Genomic DNA, 16671 nt, shown 5'->3' on the forward strand with positions numbered 1-16671 from the left:
CAACCGGAGAGGCCACTTCGACGAGCGCGCGGGCGCGGCGCCGATGGCACAGGCTTCACACAATCGCGGGTAGCGTACGCAGGCAGCGGATTGTGCAGCGCGGGACGTGCCGGAGTGAAGCGGGAGGACGTGCGGGTGATGGCGGAGGCTCGCGCCGATGAGCCCGCGAAGACCGGCCGCGGCAAGCGCCGCATGCCGCGCGACCTGCCCCGCTGGGGCGGCCTCGCGCGGGTCACGGATCCGTCCTGGTGGAAGCGGCACCGGTGGTTCCTGGCCGTCCTCGCCCTCGGCACGGCCCTGCGCGCCCTGGCGATGCTGGGCTACCGGCCGGCCCTGTGGTTCCCCGACTCCTACACCTACGTCGTCACCGTCTTCAGACCGCGCCCCGACCTGGTCAGACCGGCCGGCTACTCCATGTTCGTCAAGCTGCTCGAGCCGTTCCACAGCTTCGGGATGGTCGTGGCGGCGCAGCACCTGCTCGGCCTGGCCACCGGCGTGCTGATCTACCGGGTCGCGAGACGTGCGCCCAGGTGGGTGGCGACGCTGGCCGCCGTGCCGGTGCTGCTCGACGCGTACCAGGTGGAGCTGGAGCACCTGCTTGTCTCCGACACGCTGTTCATGTTCCTGGTCGTGGCGGCGGTGGCGCTGTGCGTGACGGAGCGGCGGGCCACGGTGGTCGCCATCGGGCTGCTGCTGGCGGCCGCCACCCTCACCAGGACCATCGGCCAGCCTCTCATCGTGCTGTTCGCCGCGTGGTTCGTGCTGCGCAGGCGGGCGGGACTGGCCGGGGTGCTGGTCGCGGCCGCGCTCGTGCCGGTCGTCGCGTACGGCGGCTGGTTCTACGCCACGTACCAGCGCGTCGGCCTCGTGGGGGCGAACGGCGCCTTCCTGTACGCCCGCACGATGTCGTTCGCCGACTGCGCCAAGATGGAGCCGCCGCCCGACCTCAGGGTCCTGTGCGACCCGCGCCCGCCGGAGCGGCGCCCGCCGTCCCAGGAGTACCTCTGGGGGAGGGAATCCCCCCTCGTGCAGCTGCCCGGCATCACGTTCACGAAGGCGAACGACGGCCTGGCGGGCAGGTTCGCGATGCTGGCGATCACCAGGCAGCCGCTCGACTACGCCGCCTCGGTGCTGACCGAGCTGGGCCGCACCTTCACCTGGGGCCGCCCGGTCTATCCCGATCCCGAGATCTACGGCTACTACCAGTTCCCGGTGAAGGAGCCCGGACCACCTGGCCGCTATCCCGCACAGGTCGGCGCCGATTATGCCAAGCTCTACGAGCAGGGTGCGATCGGCACAAAGATCGTCGAGCCGTACGCCGGATGGCTGAGGGCCTACCAGGGCATGGCGCGGCTGCCCGGCCTGGTGCTCCTGGGGGCCCTGCTGGTGCCCCCGCTGGCGGCCGTCGCGCGCAGGCGCCGAGCAGGACGCCTCGCCGGCGCCCCGGTCTGGCTGGTGCCCTGGTCAGCGGCCATCGTGCTGCTGGTCACACCGGCTGCGGCGGCGGAGTTCGACTACCGGTACGTGTTGCCGGCCGTGCCCCTGGCCTGTTTGGCGGCGGCCCTGAGCACCAGGCCTGACGTGCTGAGACAGCCCGGAGACGATAATGAGTTTGGCGATGATATTCCACCCAATGTCCGGCTCTGAGTATGCTTTGCCGCGGAAACATCACGCCCGGGTCACGGCCGTTCCCCGCGGTCATGACACCTGGCACGCCGTACGTGACCTCGTCTCGTGGCGTGAGGCGACGAAGCCAGCGCGTCAGGCGCGAGAAGTGAGGCTAGGGGACGTATGACTGACTACAGGAGCGTGCCGGTAGTCGGCTCCGGGCAGGACTACAGGTCTGCCCCCACCCAGCCTGGCAGCAGGATGGCACGCAGAGCGGCAGCCGCCGCGGCGCCGCCGCCGCCCCCGCCCGACGACCGGCCACCGCGCAGCCACCGCAACGGCGGTGGCGGCGGCCAGAACAAGATGCGCATCCTGGCCTGGGTCAGCATCGGGGTCACCACGCTCATGGTGGCCGGGGCGCTGACCGGCTACACCGTCTACCGCGACGCCTTCGGCAACATCAAGAAGAAGAGCGTCAACAACGACATCATCAACCCGCGGCCCCCGGAGACCGGTGCGCTCAACGTCCTGCTCGTCGGCTCCGACACCCGTGCGGGCAAGGACAACGCGAGGTACGGCCAGAAGCTCTCCAGGACGGCCGACGCGGGCGGCAAGCGCACCGACACGATCATCCTCATGCACATCTCTCCCAACCGGGACAAGGCACGCCTGATCAGTTTCCCGCGTGACTCGATGGTGCAGATCCCCAAGTGCAAGAACGAGACCACCAAGCAGGAGATGCCCCCGCGCCGGGACATGATCAACTCGGCGTACAACGCCGGCGGCATCGCCTGCACGATCTCCACGATCGAGACCCTCACCGGCATCCGCGTCAACCACTTCGCCGAGGTCGACTTCAGCGGCTTCAAGAACATCGTGGACGCGCTCGGCGGCATCGAGATCTGCCTGAAGTCCGGCGTCAACGACAGGGCCTCCAAGCTGGTCCTGCCGCCCGGCAAGAGCCTGCTCAACGGCGAGAAGGCCCTGGGCTACGTGCGTCTGCGCCACTACGGCGACGGCAGCGACATCCAGCGCATCAAGCGGCAGCAGATCTTCCTGAGCAAGGTCGTCGCCAAGGCCACCAGCAGCGAGCTGCTCACCGACATCGGCAAGCTCAGGGACTTCATCGCGGCCGCGGCAGGGTCGGTCACCATGGACCCCGAGCTGGCCAACGACACCGAGCAGCTCATCAACATCGCGATGAGCGCCAAGCAGCTGACGGCCGGGGGCGTCAAGTTCACGACGATCCCGTGGACGCCCGACCCCGAGGACAAGAACCGCGTGGTCTGGAAGCAGCCCGACGCCAACGAACTGTTCACCTCGATCAAGACCGACACCGAGCCCGCCGCCCCGGAGCCGTCCGCGAGCGCCAGTGCGAGCGCCAAGCCGAAGGTCACGCTCAAGCCCGAGCAGGTGAAGGTCCAGGTGCTCAACGGCACCAAGACCTTCGGCAAGGCCCGCGAGGTCGCCGACCAGCTGGCCAAGGAGGGCTTCAACGTGGTCGGCGTGGGCAACTACGAGGCCGCGGGCGGCCAGAGCCTGGCCAAGAGCGAGATCCACTACGCCAAGACCATCACCTCGGCCCCCGACTACGCGGACACGCTGGCCGGAGCCGTCGTGCCCAAGCCCGCTCCGGCGGCGGGCAAGGTCACGGCCACCAACCCGCAGCCGTACGTCCCCGCGACCCCCGTCACGAACGCCTCGCCCAAGGGCACTCCGGTGATCCAGCTCGTCGTGGGCGAGGACTTCGGCTCGGTCAAGGTGACCAAGCTGCCCGACAGCGTCAACAACAGCACCATCACCGCGTCCGAGCAGAAGAACGTCTGCACGTGAGGCTCGCGGGTCCGAGCAAGGGGCCGGGCGCGCGAGACTGGATGGGTGAGGGAGCGTCGATGGGAGCCTGAGGGGCCGCTGGACGTGGGGCTGGCGTTGCAGCCCCACCGGCGCGGCGGCGGCGATCCCACCTGGCGCAGGACCGGTGACGGGGCCGTGTGGCGGACGTCCAGGACGCCCGACGGGCCTTGCACGCTCAGGGTGAGCGTCAGGGCCGGGTCCGTGGACGGGCAGGCGTGGGGGCCGGGCGCGGAGTGGGCGCTGGAGGCTTTGCCGGCGTTGCTGGGCGCGCTCGACGACACTTCTGGATTTGTCGTCCAACATGAGGTCCTGGCGGATGTTGTCAGGAAATATCCGGGCGTGCGGATCGGGCGTACCGGGCGGGTCATGGAGGCCCTCGTCCCGGCCGTGCTGGAGCAGAAGGTGGTCGGGCAGGAGGCGTGGCGGGCCTGGCGGTGGCTGCTGAGCCGGTACGGCGAGCCCGCGCCCGGACCCGCGCCCGAGAGCATGCGGGTCGTGCCCGAGCCCGTGGTGTGGCGGCAGATCCCCAGCTGGCACTGGCACCGCGCGGGCGCGGAGGCGGTGCGGGCCAGGACGATCGCGAACGCCGCCTGGCACGCCGACAAGCTGGAGGCCGCCGCCACCACCGAGGAGCTCGACCGGCTGCTGCGCGCGCTGCCGGGGATCGGGGTGTGGACGTCGGCCGAGGTGCGCCAGCGTGCCTTCGGCGACCCGGACGCCGTGAGCGTCGGCGACTTCCATCTGGCCAAGCTCGTCGGCTATGCCCTGACCGGGGAGAAGACCGACGATCCCGGGATGTTGCGGCTGCTGGAGCCCTACCACGGGCACCGGCATCGCGCCACGGTCCTGGTCTGGCTCACCGGCCTGCGCCCGCCCGCGCGGGGGCCTCGGATGCCGGTGCGCGACTACAGATCGTTCTGAGACGCGCCCCTGGGTGCGAGCGGCGAACCCAGCCCGTCGTACTGTGCCCGTATGAGTCTCGTCAGCGATTCCGCGCTCCGCCGCGCCCTCGCGCGTGCCCGTGACGGCAAGGCCCTCGACGTCACGGAGGCGACCGTCCTCCTGCACGCCCGGGGCGAGCACCTCGACGCCCTGCTCGAACACGCCTCCCGCGTACGTGACGCCGGCCTACGGGCGGCCGGCCGCGAGGGGATCATCACGTACAGCAAGAAGGTGTTCATCCCGTTGACCCGGCTCTGCCGGGACCGCTGTGGCTATTGCACCTTTGCCACCGCGCCGCACAAGTCGCCGGCGCCGTTCCTGAGCCCTGACGAGGTGCTGGAGATCGCCCGGCAGGGGGCGGCCATGGGGTGCAAGGAGGCGCTGTTCACGCTGGGGGACCGGCCGGAGGACCGCTGGCACCAGGCCCGCTCGTGGCTCGACGCGCACGGTTATGACGACACGCTGTCCTACGTGCGCGCCATGGCGATCCGGGTGCTGGAGGAGACGGGGCTGCTGCCACACCTCAACCCGGGGGTGCTGAGCTGGCGTGACCTGCAGCGGCTCAAGCCGGTCGCGCCGTCCATGGGGATGATGCTGGAGACCACGTCGCGGCGGCTCTTCGAGGAGAAGGGCGAGGCGCATTACGGGTCACCGGACAAGGACCCGGCCGTGCGCCTGCGCGTCCTGGAGGACGCGGGCCGCACGAACGTGCCCTTCACCACCGGGATCCTGATCGGCATAGGGGAGACGGTCGAGGACCGGGCCGAGTCGCTCTTCGCCATCCGGCGGGTGGCCCGCGAGTACGGCGGTATCCAGGAGGTCATCGTCCAGAACTTCCGCGCCAAACCGGACACGGCCATGCGGGGGTTGCCGGACGCCGACCTGGAGGAGCTCGCGGCCACCATCGCGGTGGCGCGCCTCGTGCTCGGTCCGCGCGTACGCATCCAGGCCCCGCCCAACCTGGTGGACTCGGAGTACGAGCTGATGATCCGGGCGGGGATCGACGACTGGGGCGGCGTGTCGCCGCTCACCCCCGACCACGTGAACCCTGAGCGTCCTTGGCCGCAGATCTCCCTGCTGGCTTCCCGTACCGCCGAGGCCGGGTTCGCGCTCCGGGAGCGGCTGACCATTTATCCCGAGTACGTGCTGGCCGGCGAGCCCTGGCTCGATCCCCGGGTGTCCGCGCACGTGGCTGCTCTGGCGGATCCCGCCACCGGGCTGGCCCGGGAGGACGCGGCGCCGCGGGGGTTGCCGTGGCAGGAGCCGGACGGGGGGTTCGCGTCTTCGGGGCGGGTCGACCTGCACGTGGAGGTGGACACGTCGGGGCGCACCCACGATCGGCGGGACGACTTCGACCACGTCTACGGCGACTGGGACGCCCTCCGCGACCGCCTCACCCCTGCCCCCGCCGCCGGCACGGGGACGCCCAGTGACGTGCGGGAGGCGCTCAGGCGGGCGGCGGCGGACCCGGCAGGGTTGACCGACGCCGAGGCCGTGGCGCTGCTCCAAGCCGACGGAGACGCGCTGGACGAGCTCGCCGCCATCGCCGACGACCTCAGAAGGCAGACCGTGGGCGACGACGTCACGTACGTCGTCAACAGGAACATCAACTTCACCAACGTGTGCTACACCGGCTGCCGCTTCTGCGCCTTCGCCCAGCGAAGGACGGACGCCGACGCCTACACCCTGAGCCTCGACCAGGTGGCGGACAGGGCACAGGAAGCGTGGGAGGCGGGGGCGACCGAGGTCTGCATGCAGGGCGGCATCCACCCCGACCTCCCCGGCACCGCGTACTTCGACCTGGCCAGGGCGGTCAAGGCCAGGACCCCCGGCATGCACGTGCACGCGTACTCGCCCATGGAGGTCATCAACGGGGCGAGCCGGACGGACATGTCCATCCAGGCCTGGCTGGAGGCGGCCAGGGAGGCAGGGGTCGACTCGCTGCCCGGGACGGCGGCGGAGATCCTGGACGACGACGTGCGGTGGGTGCTGACCAAGGGGAAGCTGCCCGCGAGGGAGTGGGTCGAGGTCATCACGACGGCCCACAAAGTGGGCATTCCGACGACGTCCACCATGATGTACGGGCACGTCGACAACCACCTGCACTGGGTGCGGCACATCAAGCTGATCCGGCGCATCCAGGAGGAGACCGGCGGCTTCTCCGAGTTCGTGCTGCTGCCGTTCGTGCACACCAGCGCCCCCATCTACCTGGCGGGCGTCGCCCGGCCAGGCCCCACGGCGCAGGAGAACCGGGCGGTGCACGCGCTGGCCAGGATCCTCCTGCACGGCGCGATCAAGAACATCCAGTGCTCCTGGGTGAAGCTCCGCGACGACCTGTGCCGCCAGGTGCTCCAGGGCGGCGTGAACGACCTCGGCGGCACCCTCATGGAGGAGACCATCAGCCGGATGGCGGGCTCGGAGAACGGCTCCTACAAGACCATCAGCGAGCTGCGGGAGATGGTCGAGGTCACCGGCAGGCCGGTCAGGCAGCGCACCACCGAGTACGGCACTCCCACCCAGGAGCGGCTGGACGCCTCCCGGGCCAGTGACGGCGTGTGCAAGAGCGTCAGGAGAGTCCTGCCGATGGCGTAGCTATAACATGTTCTAGTAGGACTTGCGCCCGCTGTGGGAGGCGCTGCGAGAATCGTCACTCCCCTGGAGAGAGGTTCACCGTGCGCTTGGGTCGACACCGTGCCGCGCCGGCTCCCGAGCAACGCCGTAGGAAGGCGTTGCAGCGCGGGATGCTGGCCGGGCTCACGGCCGTGGCCATCGTCGCCGGTGGCCTCGTCGTGGTGTTCGGCAGCGGTGGCGTGCTGTGCAGCACGCGAGAGCCCGTTCTGGTCAGCGTGGCGGCCGCAGTCGACGTGGCACCGGCGGTCATGGAGGCCGCCGGGCGCTTCAACGAGACGAAGACGGCGGTGGGCGGCCGGTGCGTGCTGGTCCAGGTGACCGAGCAGCAGCCGGCCACCGTCCTGCGCACGCTGATCGGCGACCGCGCGGGCGTGCTGCGCGAGCGGCCGGACGGGTGGATCGCGGACTCGTCGGCGTGGATCAGGCTGGCCCGCCAGCAGGGCGCGAACGCGCTGCCCGCAGGTGAGAGCGTGGTGGCGACGTCGCCGCTGGTGTTCGCGACCCGCTCGTCGCTGGCCCAGCGCTTCTCCGTGGGCAGGACCGAGATGAACTGGCGGATGGTCTTCCCGCCGACCGTGCGCGGGCGGCTGCGGCCCAACGCGAACGAGCCGGACGTCGTACGCGTTCCGGACCCGTCACTGGCCGGGGCAGGCATCGCGACCGTGGCCGCCGCCAGGGACGTCGTCGGCACGGGACCCGGGGCGGACAAGGCGCTGACCGCGTTCGTCCGGTGGGCGCAGGCCGGCTCCGCCCCCGATTACCGCAGCATGCTGGCGGCCGTGGACGACCACACGTTCTGGCAGCGCCCGGTCGTCATCGTCCCCGAGCAGTCGGTGTGGGACCACAACCTGCGCCCCTCCTCCGACCCGGTTGTCGCGCTGCACCCGCGCGAGGGCACGATCAACCTCGACTACCCGTACGTCGTCACCGCCGGCGACCCCACGGTGGCCGAGGCGTCCACGGTCTTCGCCGACTGGCTGAAGGGCCCGCAGGCGCAGGAGATCGTGCGGCGGGCGGGGTTCAGGTCGGGCGACGGCACCCAGGGGCCGATCTCGCCCGGCCCGCAGATCCCCTCGACGGCGCCGAAGACCAGGTCGTCGGTGTCGCCGCAGGACATCGACGAGGCACTGCGCGCCTGGAGCCGGCTGGCCCCGCCGACGAACATCCTCGTCCTGGCCGACACCTCCAAGCACATGGCGGAGGGCCTGAACGGCAGCACCAGGATCAGGATCGCACTGGACGCGGCCAAGATCGGGCTGCAGCTCTTCCCCGACTCGACGCACATGGGCCTGTGGGAGTTCGCGCATCGGGTGGACGGCGTCAAGAACTACCGGGAGCGCGTCGGGCTCGGCTCGATCAGTGAACCCGAGACGGGGCAGGTGATCCGCAAGAGCCGCCTCGTCGAGGCGACCGGCGGCATCGCCGCCCATCCCAAGCTCGACAGCTCGCTCTACGACGCGATACTCAGGGGCTTCCGCAAGGTCACCAGCGATTACCGCGAGGAGATGAACAACGCGCTCCTGGTGATCACGGCGGGCAAGGACGACGGCAAGGGCACCAGGCTGCCGGAGCTCCTCGACACGCTGCGGCGCGAGTGGAACCCGGACAAGCCCGTACAGGTCATCATCATCGCCTTCGGCAAGGGGATCGATCGCGGCAGCCTGTCGCAGATCACTGCCCTCACGAACGGCTCCCTGCACGAGGCCCAGGAGCCGGGGGAGATCATCGACGTCTTCCTCGCCGCGTTGGCCCGCCGGCTCTGCCATCCCACCTGCGAGCCGAACCCATGACAAGGGGGCGCCCTCAGGCGCCCCCTTGGGTCAGGCCTTCTGCCAGAGCGCCGGGACGTTGGGCGGCTCCCAGCCGGCCAGCGCGGTGTGGGCCTGGATGCAGCGGTACGTGACGCCGTTGTAGGTCACGACGTTGCCGACCGCGTACGCGGTGCCCGCCTTCCACGTGCCCGAAGGCGTCGTGGGCGTGGGCGTCGGAGTCGGAGTGGGCGTCGGAGTGACGGTCGGGGTGGGGGTGGGTGTCGGGTTGCCGCCACCGCCGCCGATCTGCAGGTCGATGCAGGAGTAGAAGGCGTTGGTGGTGTCGGAGATGTTCCAGATCGCCAGCACCTTCTGCCGGCCCGAGTAGCCGGACAGGTTGACGGTGTGCGAGACCGTGGCGGGCGGCTGCTGGTTGTTGCCGCTGAAGACGGCCACCCGCGTGTTGCCGATGTAGTACTCGTAGTTGAGCGTGGCGTGCCTGGCGGTGAACGTCCAGGTGAAGGTCACCGTGGTGCCCACCTGCGCGGCGGGCCACGGCTTGCTCTCGTCGCTGAGCTGGGCGAACTGCGGCAGGTTCGCGTGGCAGCTGCGCAGCCCCTTCGGGCCCTCCACGCTCTGCGGCTCGTAGATGATGTTGCCGCAGTCGGGCACCTTGCCCTGGGCGCAGTTGGCCTGCCGGCTGGGCGGGGAGTTCACGTAGCCGTGCGCGAACGCGGGTGTGGTGTTGAACACCGTGGTGGCGAGGGCGATCACCACCACGGCGACTAACGTGAGAGTCCTTCTCATTGAAGAGCTCCTTTACATGGGGGGATGCTCCAAATGTAAAGGAAACTTTCCTAAGAGTAAACGGACGGCTGACAAGGGGTTTCCCGGCTCCGTCAGCGCGTGACGATGAAGTCGTCCGGGTCGCGGGGCGCGCGGTCACGCGGCGGGGCAGCCGCGTGCCCGACGGCCACGCAGCCCATCGGGTCCCACGAGCCGGGCAGGTCGAGCACCTCGCGGACGACCGGGCGGCAGAACATCGTGGACGACACCCACGCCGAGCCGAGCCCCTCCACGGCGAGCTGGATGAGGAGGTTTTCGACCCCCGCGCCCGTCGCCACCACGAACATCTCCCGCTCCGACGCGTTGCGCCGATCGTCCCTGTAGGTGTGGGAGCCCTCCATCACCAGGCATGGCACGATCAGATAAGGCGCGTTACGCAGCACGTCGCCCCGCTTGATCCGCTTGGCGATCGACTGCTCGCTGAACCCGTCGCCGCGCAGGTCCTCGATCCAGGCCTCGCGCATGGCGTCGAGCAGCTTGGTCCGCGTCTGCGGCGACTCGACCAGCACGAACCGCCACGGCGTCGTGTGGTGCGGCGCGGGCGCCGCGATGCCCGCCGCCACCGCCCTGCGCACCTTCTCCGGATCGACAGGCCGGTCGGAGAACTCCCTGATGGTACGGCGGGCGAACACGACATCCCGCGACCCGTAACGGAACAGGTCGTCGTCGGCGGCCCGCACCAGCGGCCTGACCCCGGGCCCGTCGTCCTCGGTGACCAGGTGGGACAGCCCGCGTACGATCGCCACCGGGACCCCGCCGAGCTTGCCCTTGACCAGCTCCGCCGCGCCCGCGATCTCGTCGGCCAGCGCCGTGACGGTGGCCTTGAGCTCGTTGCCGTAGCCGTCGGACGTGCCGCGGAAGTCGTCGAGCGGGCGCACGCCCGCCGCCCCGATGGCCACGTCGGTGAGCCCGTTGCGCCACGGGCGGCCGAACGTGTCGGAGACGATCACGCCCGCGCGCACGGGCAGGCCCTTCCTGATGCGCCTGGCCGAGGCGTCGGGGTCCTCGGGCAGGAGCAGCACGGTGCCCGGCTCGGTGTTGGAGGCGTCGACCCCGGCGGCGGCCATGACGAACCCGTGGCGGGTCTGCGAGATCACGGTGTCGCCGCGCCTGGCCACCACCCGCTCGGTCTCGTCCTCGATCGCCTGGACGCGGTCGGGCGCCTGGCGGATCCGCCCCTCGGCCTTGCTCACGATCTTGGAGGTGACGACCACGATGTCACCGTCGCGCAGGCCGGCGTCCTGGAGCAGGGCCGCCACGTCGTCCCCCGGCCGCACCTCGCCGATGCCCGCCACGGCGATCACTTCCAGCCGCGACGGGGTCCGGGCGTCCTGGTCGGTCATCGGGTGAGCTCCTTGGCGAGGTCGAGGGCGGTGCGGGCGATGTCGGCCGCGGCGTCGGCGTCGTGCATGAGGATCGGCCGGGCGATCACACGGACGCCGTCGAGCGCGACCCCTTCGTCCTGCTCCGCCACCAGCCACCCGTCGATCAGCTCCGAGCCGTACAGCTCGAGGACGGCCTGCGCCGTCGTCTCCACCCCGATGGTCGTCAGGCAGGCGTCGGCCATGCCCCTGACCGGCGCGCCGCCGATGATCGGCGAGACGCCGACCACGGTCTTGGGGAGCAGGGCGTCGCGGATGCCCGGGACCTGCAGGATCGTGCCGATGCTCACGACCGGGTTGGAGGGCGGCAGGATCACCACGTCGGCCTGCTCGATGGCCTCGAGTACGCCCGGCGCGGGCTTGGCCGTGTCGACGCCCACCAGCGCGAACGACTGCGCCGGGACCGAGGCGCGCAGCCGTACCCACCACTCCTGGAAGTGGACGGCGCGCTTGCCGCGCTCGTCCTCGATCACCACGTGGGTCTCGCAGCGGTCGTCGGTCATCGGCAGCAGCCGCACGCCCGGCTGCCAGCGCGCGCACAGCGCCTCGGTGATCTGCGACAACGGGTAGCCGGCCTCGAGCATCTGCGAGCGCACGATGTGGGTGGCGAAGTCGCGGTCGCCGAGCCCGAACCACTGCGGCTCCACGCCGTACGCGGCCAGCTCCTCCTTGACGACGTGGGACTCCTTGGCCCGCCCCCAGCCCTGCTCCTCGTCGATGCCGTTGCCCAGGGTGTACATGACGGTGTCGAGGTCGGGGCAGACCCGCAGGCCGAACAGGGTGATGTCGTCGCCCGTGTTGCCGATGACCGTGATGGAGGCGTCTGGCGCGGCCGCGCGCAGGCCACGCAGGAAACGGGCGCCGCCGATGCCGCCCGCGAGTGACACGATGTGCATGCCGACCAGTCTTCCACCGGCCCCTGACAGGCCCTTCGCGGGTGGCGTTTTACCCGACCTGTTATGAGAGAAATGCCAGGTGTAGGCCGAATTGGGATGTAGGAGCTTCCTGGGACTCCCGCCGCGCGAGTCAGTGATGTGGCAAACTCCCTTCGGACCAAAGGGGTCGGTTGGGGGTAGTTGTGAGCAAATTTGACGTCGCGCGGCTGAGAGATCCGGCCGCCTGGATCATGCTCGTCGCCGGATTGCTGACCGTACTGCTGACGATGGGCGACATCCTGGCCGGCTCGTCCGGGTTGGCCCTGACTGTTCGCGCCGCCAGGAACGCCCTGGACCTGACGAACCCCGTCGTGACGGCACTGCTGCTGGGCGCCGTGCTGCTGGCCACCAAGGTCGGCGAGCCGTCGCCCAAGGCCAAGCTGATGATGTACGTGTCGGCGGGCGGGCTGCTGCTGGCCTCGTTGTTCGGCACGCTGTCGCTGCTGCTCGGCCTTTTCGCCGGGATCGGCGGCTGGGTGACGGTGCAGCTGGTGCTCCTGGGCGTGCCCTACGTCGCGTTGGCCGCCATCGCGCTCGTCTACCTCCTCCCGCAGGTCCTCCCGGAACGGCCCGCCGCGCAGCCGTACCAGCAGCCGCAGTTCGGCCAGCAGCCCCCATTTTTCGGACAGCAGCCGCAGTTCGGCCAGCCCGAGCAGCCCCAGCAGGGCTACGGCCAGCCCCCTTACGCCCAGCAGCCTCATTCGGGCCAGCAGCCGGGTTACGCACAGCAGCCCTCCGGTGAGTACGGCCAGCCCCAGCCGGTCTCGCAGCCCGGTTTCGGCCAGCAGCCCGAGTCGGGCCAGTTCGGCCAGCAGCCCGAGTCAGGTCAGTACGGCCAGCAGCCCGATTCGGGTCAGTTCGGCCAGCAGCCCGATTCGGGTCAGTTCGGCCAGCAGCCCCCGTCCGGTCAGTACGGCCACCAGCCGCCGAGCTTCGGCGGCCAGCCCGCGCCCCAGGCGGCCCAGCCCCAGCACCCCGAGCCGCAGCCCCAGCAGCCGTACCAGACGCAGCAGATCAGAGGCGCCCTGCCCGCCGCCCCCTCGGACCAGGGCCAGCCAGATCAGTCGTACTCGCCGCAGACCAGCTTCGGCCAGTCGGCCTACGCCCCCGCCGACACGGCCCCCTCGGTCCAGGACTACAACACCCCGCCGGCCGCCGAGTACCAGCCCGCCCCGTACGTGCCCGCGGACAGCCAGCCGAACGTCTACGGCCAGCCGAGCCCCAACCCCTACGCGCCCCCCGCGGCCGAGCAGCCCAACCCGTACGCACCGCCCGCGGACCAGCTGAACCCGTACGCTCCCCCCGCGGACCAGCCGAACCCCTACGCTCCCCCCGCGGACCAGCCGAACCCCTACGCGCCGCCCGCCGACCACCAGAACCCCTACGCGCCGGCCCCGGATCACCAGAACCCGTACGCCCCGGCGGACGCCCCGCCCAACGCCTTCACCGGCCAGGCATTCCAGACGCCGCCGGCCGACACCGCTCCGAGCGTCCCCTACCCCCCGGCCGCCGAGCAGCAGCCGCACTTCGGTCAGAACGCCTTCGACCCGCAGGGCGGCCAGCCGTTCACCGGTTACTCCGGCCACGAGTACGCCGCGCCGTACCAGGAGCCGGAACCGCCCGTGGACCCGCGGTCCCAGCAGCTCATGGACGCCTACCAGCAGGCCGAGACGTACCAGCACTCCACGGTCGGCACCCAGCCCGAGCTGCACGTGCCCGACTACTCCAACCAGGCGCCCAGGCCGTACGACGACCCGTTCGGCCACCCGCAGCAGCCCGCGCCCGGCGGATACGAGCCCCAGCAGGGCCAGTACCAGCCCACGCACCAGCAACAGCAGCAGCAGCCGGGCTGGCCCCAGACGGAGGGCGGCGGAGACGCGACGATGCGGCTCGACTCCGCACCTTTCGGCGGCGACTTCGGCACCCGCCCGGGAGACGACCCGATCGACCCAACAGCCATATACACCCCCAACGAGCCACGCAGGTAACGGACCGGCAATGAACGGCTAGAGAGAAGGTGGGGCAACGGGCGGGTGTCTATCCCGCCCTGGTACGGTTCGGACCGCTGACACGTTGAAGGAGCCTTGCCGACGCCGAGAGCAAAGGGTGTTGGCCGGGTGCGAACATCACATGCCAAGCACACCGGGGCGAGCTCTGGTCTTTCCCCGGATAGCTGCATGCCGCTTGACGTCAGCTACGGCGCACGCGTGTAATTACAACCATGTTGTTACGCCTTCCGGTGGGTGGGTAATAAGGAAGGCGTCCATGGGGGGCTCCATTGCGGGCGGGCGGCAGGGAGGTGTGCAGTGACCGATCCGGTCATCGCACAGGATCAGCTTGACGCTGAAGAACTCGGCTGGCAGGAGCGCGCGTTGTGCGCGCAGACGGATCCGGAGGCGTTCTTCCCGGAGAAGGGCGGCTCCACCAGAGAGGCCAAGAAGGTCTGCCGATCTTGTGAGGTCCGTGCCGAGTGTCTCGAATACGCACTCGAGCACGATGAGCGGTTCGGCATCTGGGGAGGGCTGTCCGAACGAGAGCGCAGACGGATCAAGCGCCAGGCCGTTTAGGTATATGGCGAAGGGGGTCACGCGGGCGACCGTGTGACCCTTTTCGCATGTCACCGGAGCGGGCCAGGGGTTCGGACGCGACCCGGCTTAGCACATGGCAAAGATGCCTGACCAGGAGCCGAGGGACGGTCGTGGTGTCCGGGGGTGACAGAGAGCCGGAACGTGCTGCCGGCTACGAAGCGTTGATCGCCATTCATCACCGCCAGCCGTGAGTCGTTCCCAGTTCGTCATCCTCCAGCGGGCGGGCGGCGCGTCAGCCCGTGCAGGCGGCCTTGAGCGCGGCGGCAGTGGCGACGGCGAGCCGGTGGACGTACTCCTCGTCGTCGGGGCCGTTCATGAGCAGGCGGCGAAAGCTCAGAGGGGCGATGAGAAAGTCGTAGGCGAGCAGGTAGTCCAGGTCGGCAGGTAGTTCGGCGCGCTCGACCGCGCGCTGGAGCATGGCCGTGACGGCTTCGCGGCGCGGTGTGGCGACGGACTCGCGTACGGCGGCGGCCAGCGGCTCGCTGCGGGCCACCTCGGCGACGAGGTCAGGCACGATCCGCGCGACGAGGGGATGGGCGAGCTGGCCGAGCGTGCTGCGGATGTAGGCCTCCAGGTCGCCGATGAGCGTGCCGGTGTCCGGGCATACAACCCCGTGCCGCCGCATGGTCTCGGCGATCAGGTCGGTGACCATCGCCTCCTTGGAGCGCCATCGACGATAGAGCGCGGCCTTGCCCACCCCCGCCCGGCGCGCTACCGCGTCCATCGACATGCGGGCGTATCCGACCTCGGCCAGCTCGGCGAAGGCGGCATCGCTGATCGCTGCGGTGACGGACTGCCTGAGGACGGCCGCGCCGGCCGGAGGTCGCTGACCCTCGACGCGATGCATCGTGATATCTCCTAATAGAACGGAACCGTTGCATTCCATCATAGGGTGATTTAGAGTTCGATGGAACGGAACCGTTCCGTTGCATTGAAGGAGGTCGCGTGTTCAAAGGGCTGTTCCCCCTCGCGCTGGCCACTTTCGCGGTCGGCACTGACGGGTTCGTGATCGCCGGTTTGCTCCAACCCATCGCTGCGGACCTCGGTGTCAGCCTCCCCGCGGCCGGGCAACTCGTGACGGCGTTCGCGCTGACGTTCGCGCTGTCGGCGCCGGTGCTGGGTGTGGCCACGGCCGGGATGAGCCGGCGTGCCGCCCTGCTGATCGCGCTGGGCATCTTCGTGATCGGTAACGCCGCGACCGCATTGGGCACCACCTACGCGGTGGTGATGACGGCCCGGGTCCTCACCGCAGCGGGGGCGGGCATCATCGGCACCGCCGCCTTCAGCGTCGCGGCGGCCATCGCCCCGCCGCACCGCCGTGGCAGGGCACTCGCGCTCGTGATGGGCGGCCTGACCACCGCCACCGCCATCGGCCTGCCCCTGGGTACTCTCATCGGACGTGCCGACTGGCGGACGACACTGTGGGCGGTGGCCGGGCTCGGCCTGGTCGCCGGGGCCGGCATCGTCCTTGGCGTGCCCCCGGTGCGTTCGCCCGCCGTCGCGTTCGGCGACCGGCTCGCACCGCTCAAGCAAGGGTGGGTCATCGGCGCCCTGGCCGTCACCATGATCACCCTGGCTGGGATCCACACCCTTTACACCTACATAGGGCCTGCGCTGAGCAACGCGACCGACGGTTCCCTGACAGCGCTCACCATCGTTCTGCTGGCCTGGGGCGTCGGCACGGTCATTGGCAACTTCCTGGCCGGACGGCTCACCGATCGGTACTCCTCGCGCCGCGTGCTGACGCTATGCCTGAGCGTCTCCGTGATCGTGCTCCTGGTCGGTCCGTCGGCTACCGCTCATCTGGCCTCCACTCTGGTGTGGGCCGTGCTCTGGGGCGTTTGCGTCGGCATGCCGGTCATTCCTCAACAGCACCGCCTGGCCACCCATGCCCCGGCTGCTATGCCAGCACTTCTCGGGCTGGTGTCTTCCGCCATCTACATAGGCATAGCCCTCGGCGGCGGCATCGGCGGGTTGGCCCAGCAGTGGATCACGCCTCCCCTGCTCAGCCTGCCCGCCGCCGCCATCACCGCGCTAGCCCCAATGCCGTTTAGTTTGGCTTCACGCTGGTTTGTCAAGGTTCATCGGGCATGTGGATGTTGATGCTGATGGTGGCCTTGTAGCTGGTTCGGTC

12 protein-coding genes are annotated in these 16671 nt (G+C 70.2%); 8 read left to right on the forward strand and 4 right to left on the reverse strand.

What is annotated here, in order from left to right:
• Positions 1–114 precede the first annotated feature (114 nt).
• The 5 genes from ACIBVN_RS53445 to ACIBVN_RS53465 all read left to right on the forward strand — a co-directional run bounded on the left by ACIBVN_RS53445 (position 115) and on the right by ACIBVN_RS53465 (position 8825).
• Entirely contained in the window at positions 115–1647 is a 1533-nt protein-coding gene (locus ACIBVN_RS53445; protein ID WP_397149391.1) for a hypothetical protein, read from the forward strand.
• A gap of 144 nt (positions 1648–1791) precedes the next feature.
• A complete protein-coding gene (locus tag ACIBVN_RS53450; protein ID WP_397149393.1) occupies positions 1792–3441 on the forward strand; it encodes an LCP family protein in 1650 nt (549 codons plus the stop codon).
• 45 nt (positions 3442–3486) lie between these two features.
• The gene (locus ACIBVN_RS53455) at positions 3487–4383 is read left to right on the forward strand and encodes a DNA-3-methyladenine glycosylase family protein (RefSeq protein WP_397149395.1); all 897 of its coding nucleotides are present in this window, start codon (positions 3487–3489) and stop codon (positions 4381–4383) included.
• 51 nt (positions 4384–4434) lie between these two features.
• Complete coding sequence (locus ACIBVN_RS53460) at positions 4435–6996, forward strand: bifunctional FO biosynthesis protein CofGH (protein WP_397149397.1); 2562 nt, start codon at positions 4435–4437, stop codon at positions 6994–6996.
• Between the two features lie 86 nt (positions 6997–7082).
• Entirely contained in the window at positions 7083–8825 is a 1743-nt protein-coding gene (locus tag ACIBVN_RS53465; RefSeq protein WP_397149399.1) for a substrate-binding and VWA domain-containing protein, read from the forward strand.
• A gap of 30 nt (positions 8826–8855) precedes the next feature.
• On the opposite strand, the gene ACIBVN_RS53470 is transcribed toward ACIBVN_RS53465, so the two are convergent.
• From ACIBVN_RS53470 to cofD, 3 genes are all read right to left on the reverse strand, one after another.
• The gene (locus tag ACIBVN_RS53470; protein WP_397149401.1) at positions 8856–9593 is read right to left on the reverse strand and encodes a lytic polysaccharide monooxygenase; all 738 of its coding nucleotides are present in this window, start codon (positions 9591–9593) and stop codon (positions 8856–8858) included.
• A 92-nt stretch (positions 9594–9685) separates the two neighbouring features.
• Positions 9686–10975, reverse strand: coding sequence for a coenzyme F420-0:L-glutamate ligase (locus ACIBVN_RS53475; protein ID WP_397149403.1), 1290 nt, complete (start codon positions 10973–10975; stop codon positions 9686–9688).
• Positions 10972–11910 carry a 2-phospho-L-lactate transferase gene (gene cofD / locus ACIBVN_RS53480; RefSeq protein ID WP_397149405.1) on the reverse strand — a complete coding sequence of 313 codons (939 nt, stop codon included), beginning with the start codon at positions 11908–11910 and terminating at the stop codon, positions 10972–10974. Before cofD ends, ACIBVN_RS53475 begins: the two co-directional genes overlap by 4 nt.
• Positions 11911–12092: 182 nt before the next feature.
• Here cofD and ACIBVN_RS53485 point away from each other — a divergent pair, with 182 nt between their 5' ends.
• Both ACIBVN_RS53485 and ACIBVN_RS53490 read left to right on the forward strand, forming a co-directional pair.
• On the forward strand, positions 12093–13937 hold the full coding sequence (locus ACIBVN_RS53485) for a hypothetical protein (RefSeq protein ID WP_397149407.1): 1845 nt from the start codon (positions 12093–12095) through the stop codon (positions 13935–13937).
• Between the two features lie 318 nt (positions 13938–14255).
• Entirely contained in the window at positions 14256–14516 is a 261-nt protein-coding gene (locus tag ACIBVN_RS53490) for a WhiB family transcriptional regulator (RefSeq protein ID WP_020546325.1), read from the forward strand.
• Positions 14517–14769: 253 nt separating this feature from the next.
• Here ACIBVN_RS53490 and ACIBVN_RS53495 read toward each other — a convergent pair whose 3' ends face one another.
• Complete coding sequence (locus ACIBVN_RS53495) at positions 14770–15384, reverse strand: TetR/AcrR family transcriptional regulator (protein WP_397149409.1); 615 nt, start codon at positions 15382–15384, stop codon at positions 14770–14772.
• A 98-nt stretch (positions 15385–15482) separates the two neighbouring features.
• Here ACIBVN_RS53495 and ACIBVN_RS53500 point away from each other — a divergent pair, with 98 nt between their 5' ends.
• Positions 15483–16640 carry an MFS transporter gene (locus ACIBVN_RS53500; RefSeq protein WP_397149411.1) on the forward strand — a complete coding sequence of 386 codons (1158 nt, stop codon included), beginning with the start codon at positions 15483–15485 and terminating at the stop codon, positions 16638–16640.
• Positions 16641–16671 lie beyond the last annotated feature (31 nt).

The sequence above is a fragment of the Nonomuraea sp. NPDC049400 genome (assembly GCF_044466425.1).
Lineage (GTDB): Bacteria > Actinomycetota > Actinomycetes > Streptosporangiales > Streptosporangiaceae > Nonomuraea.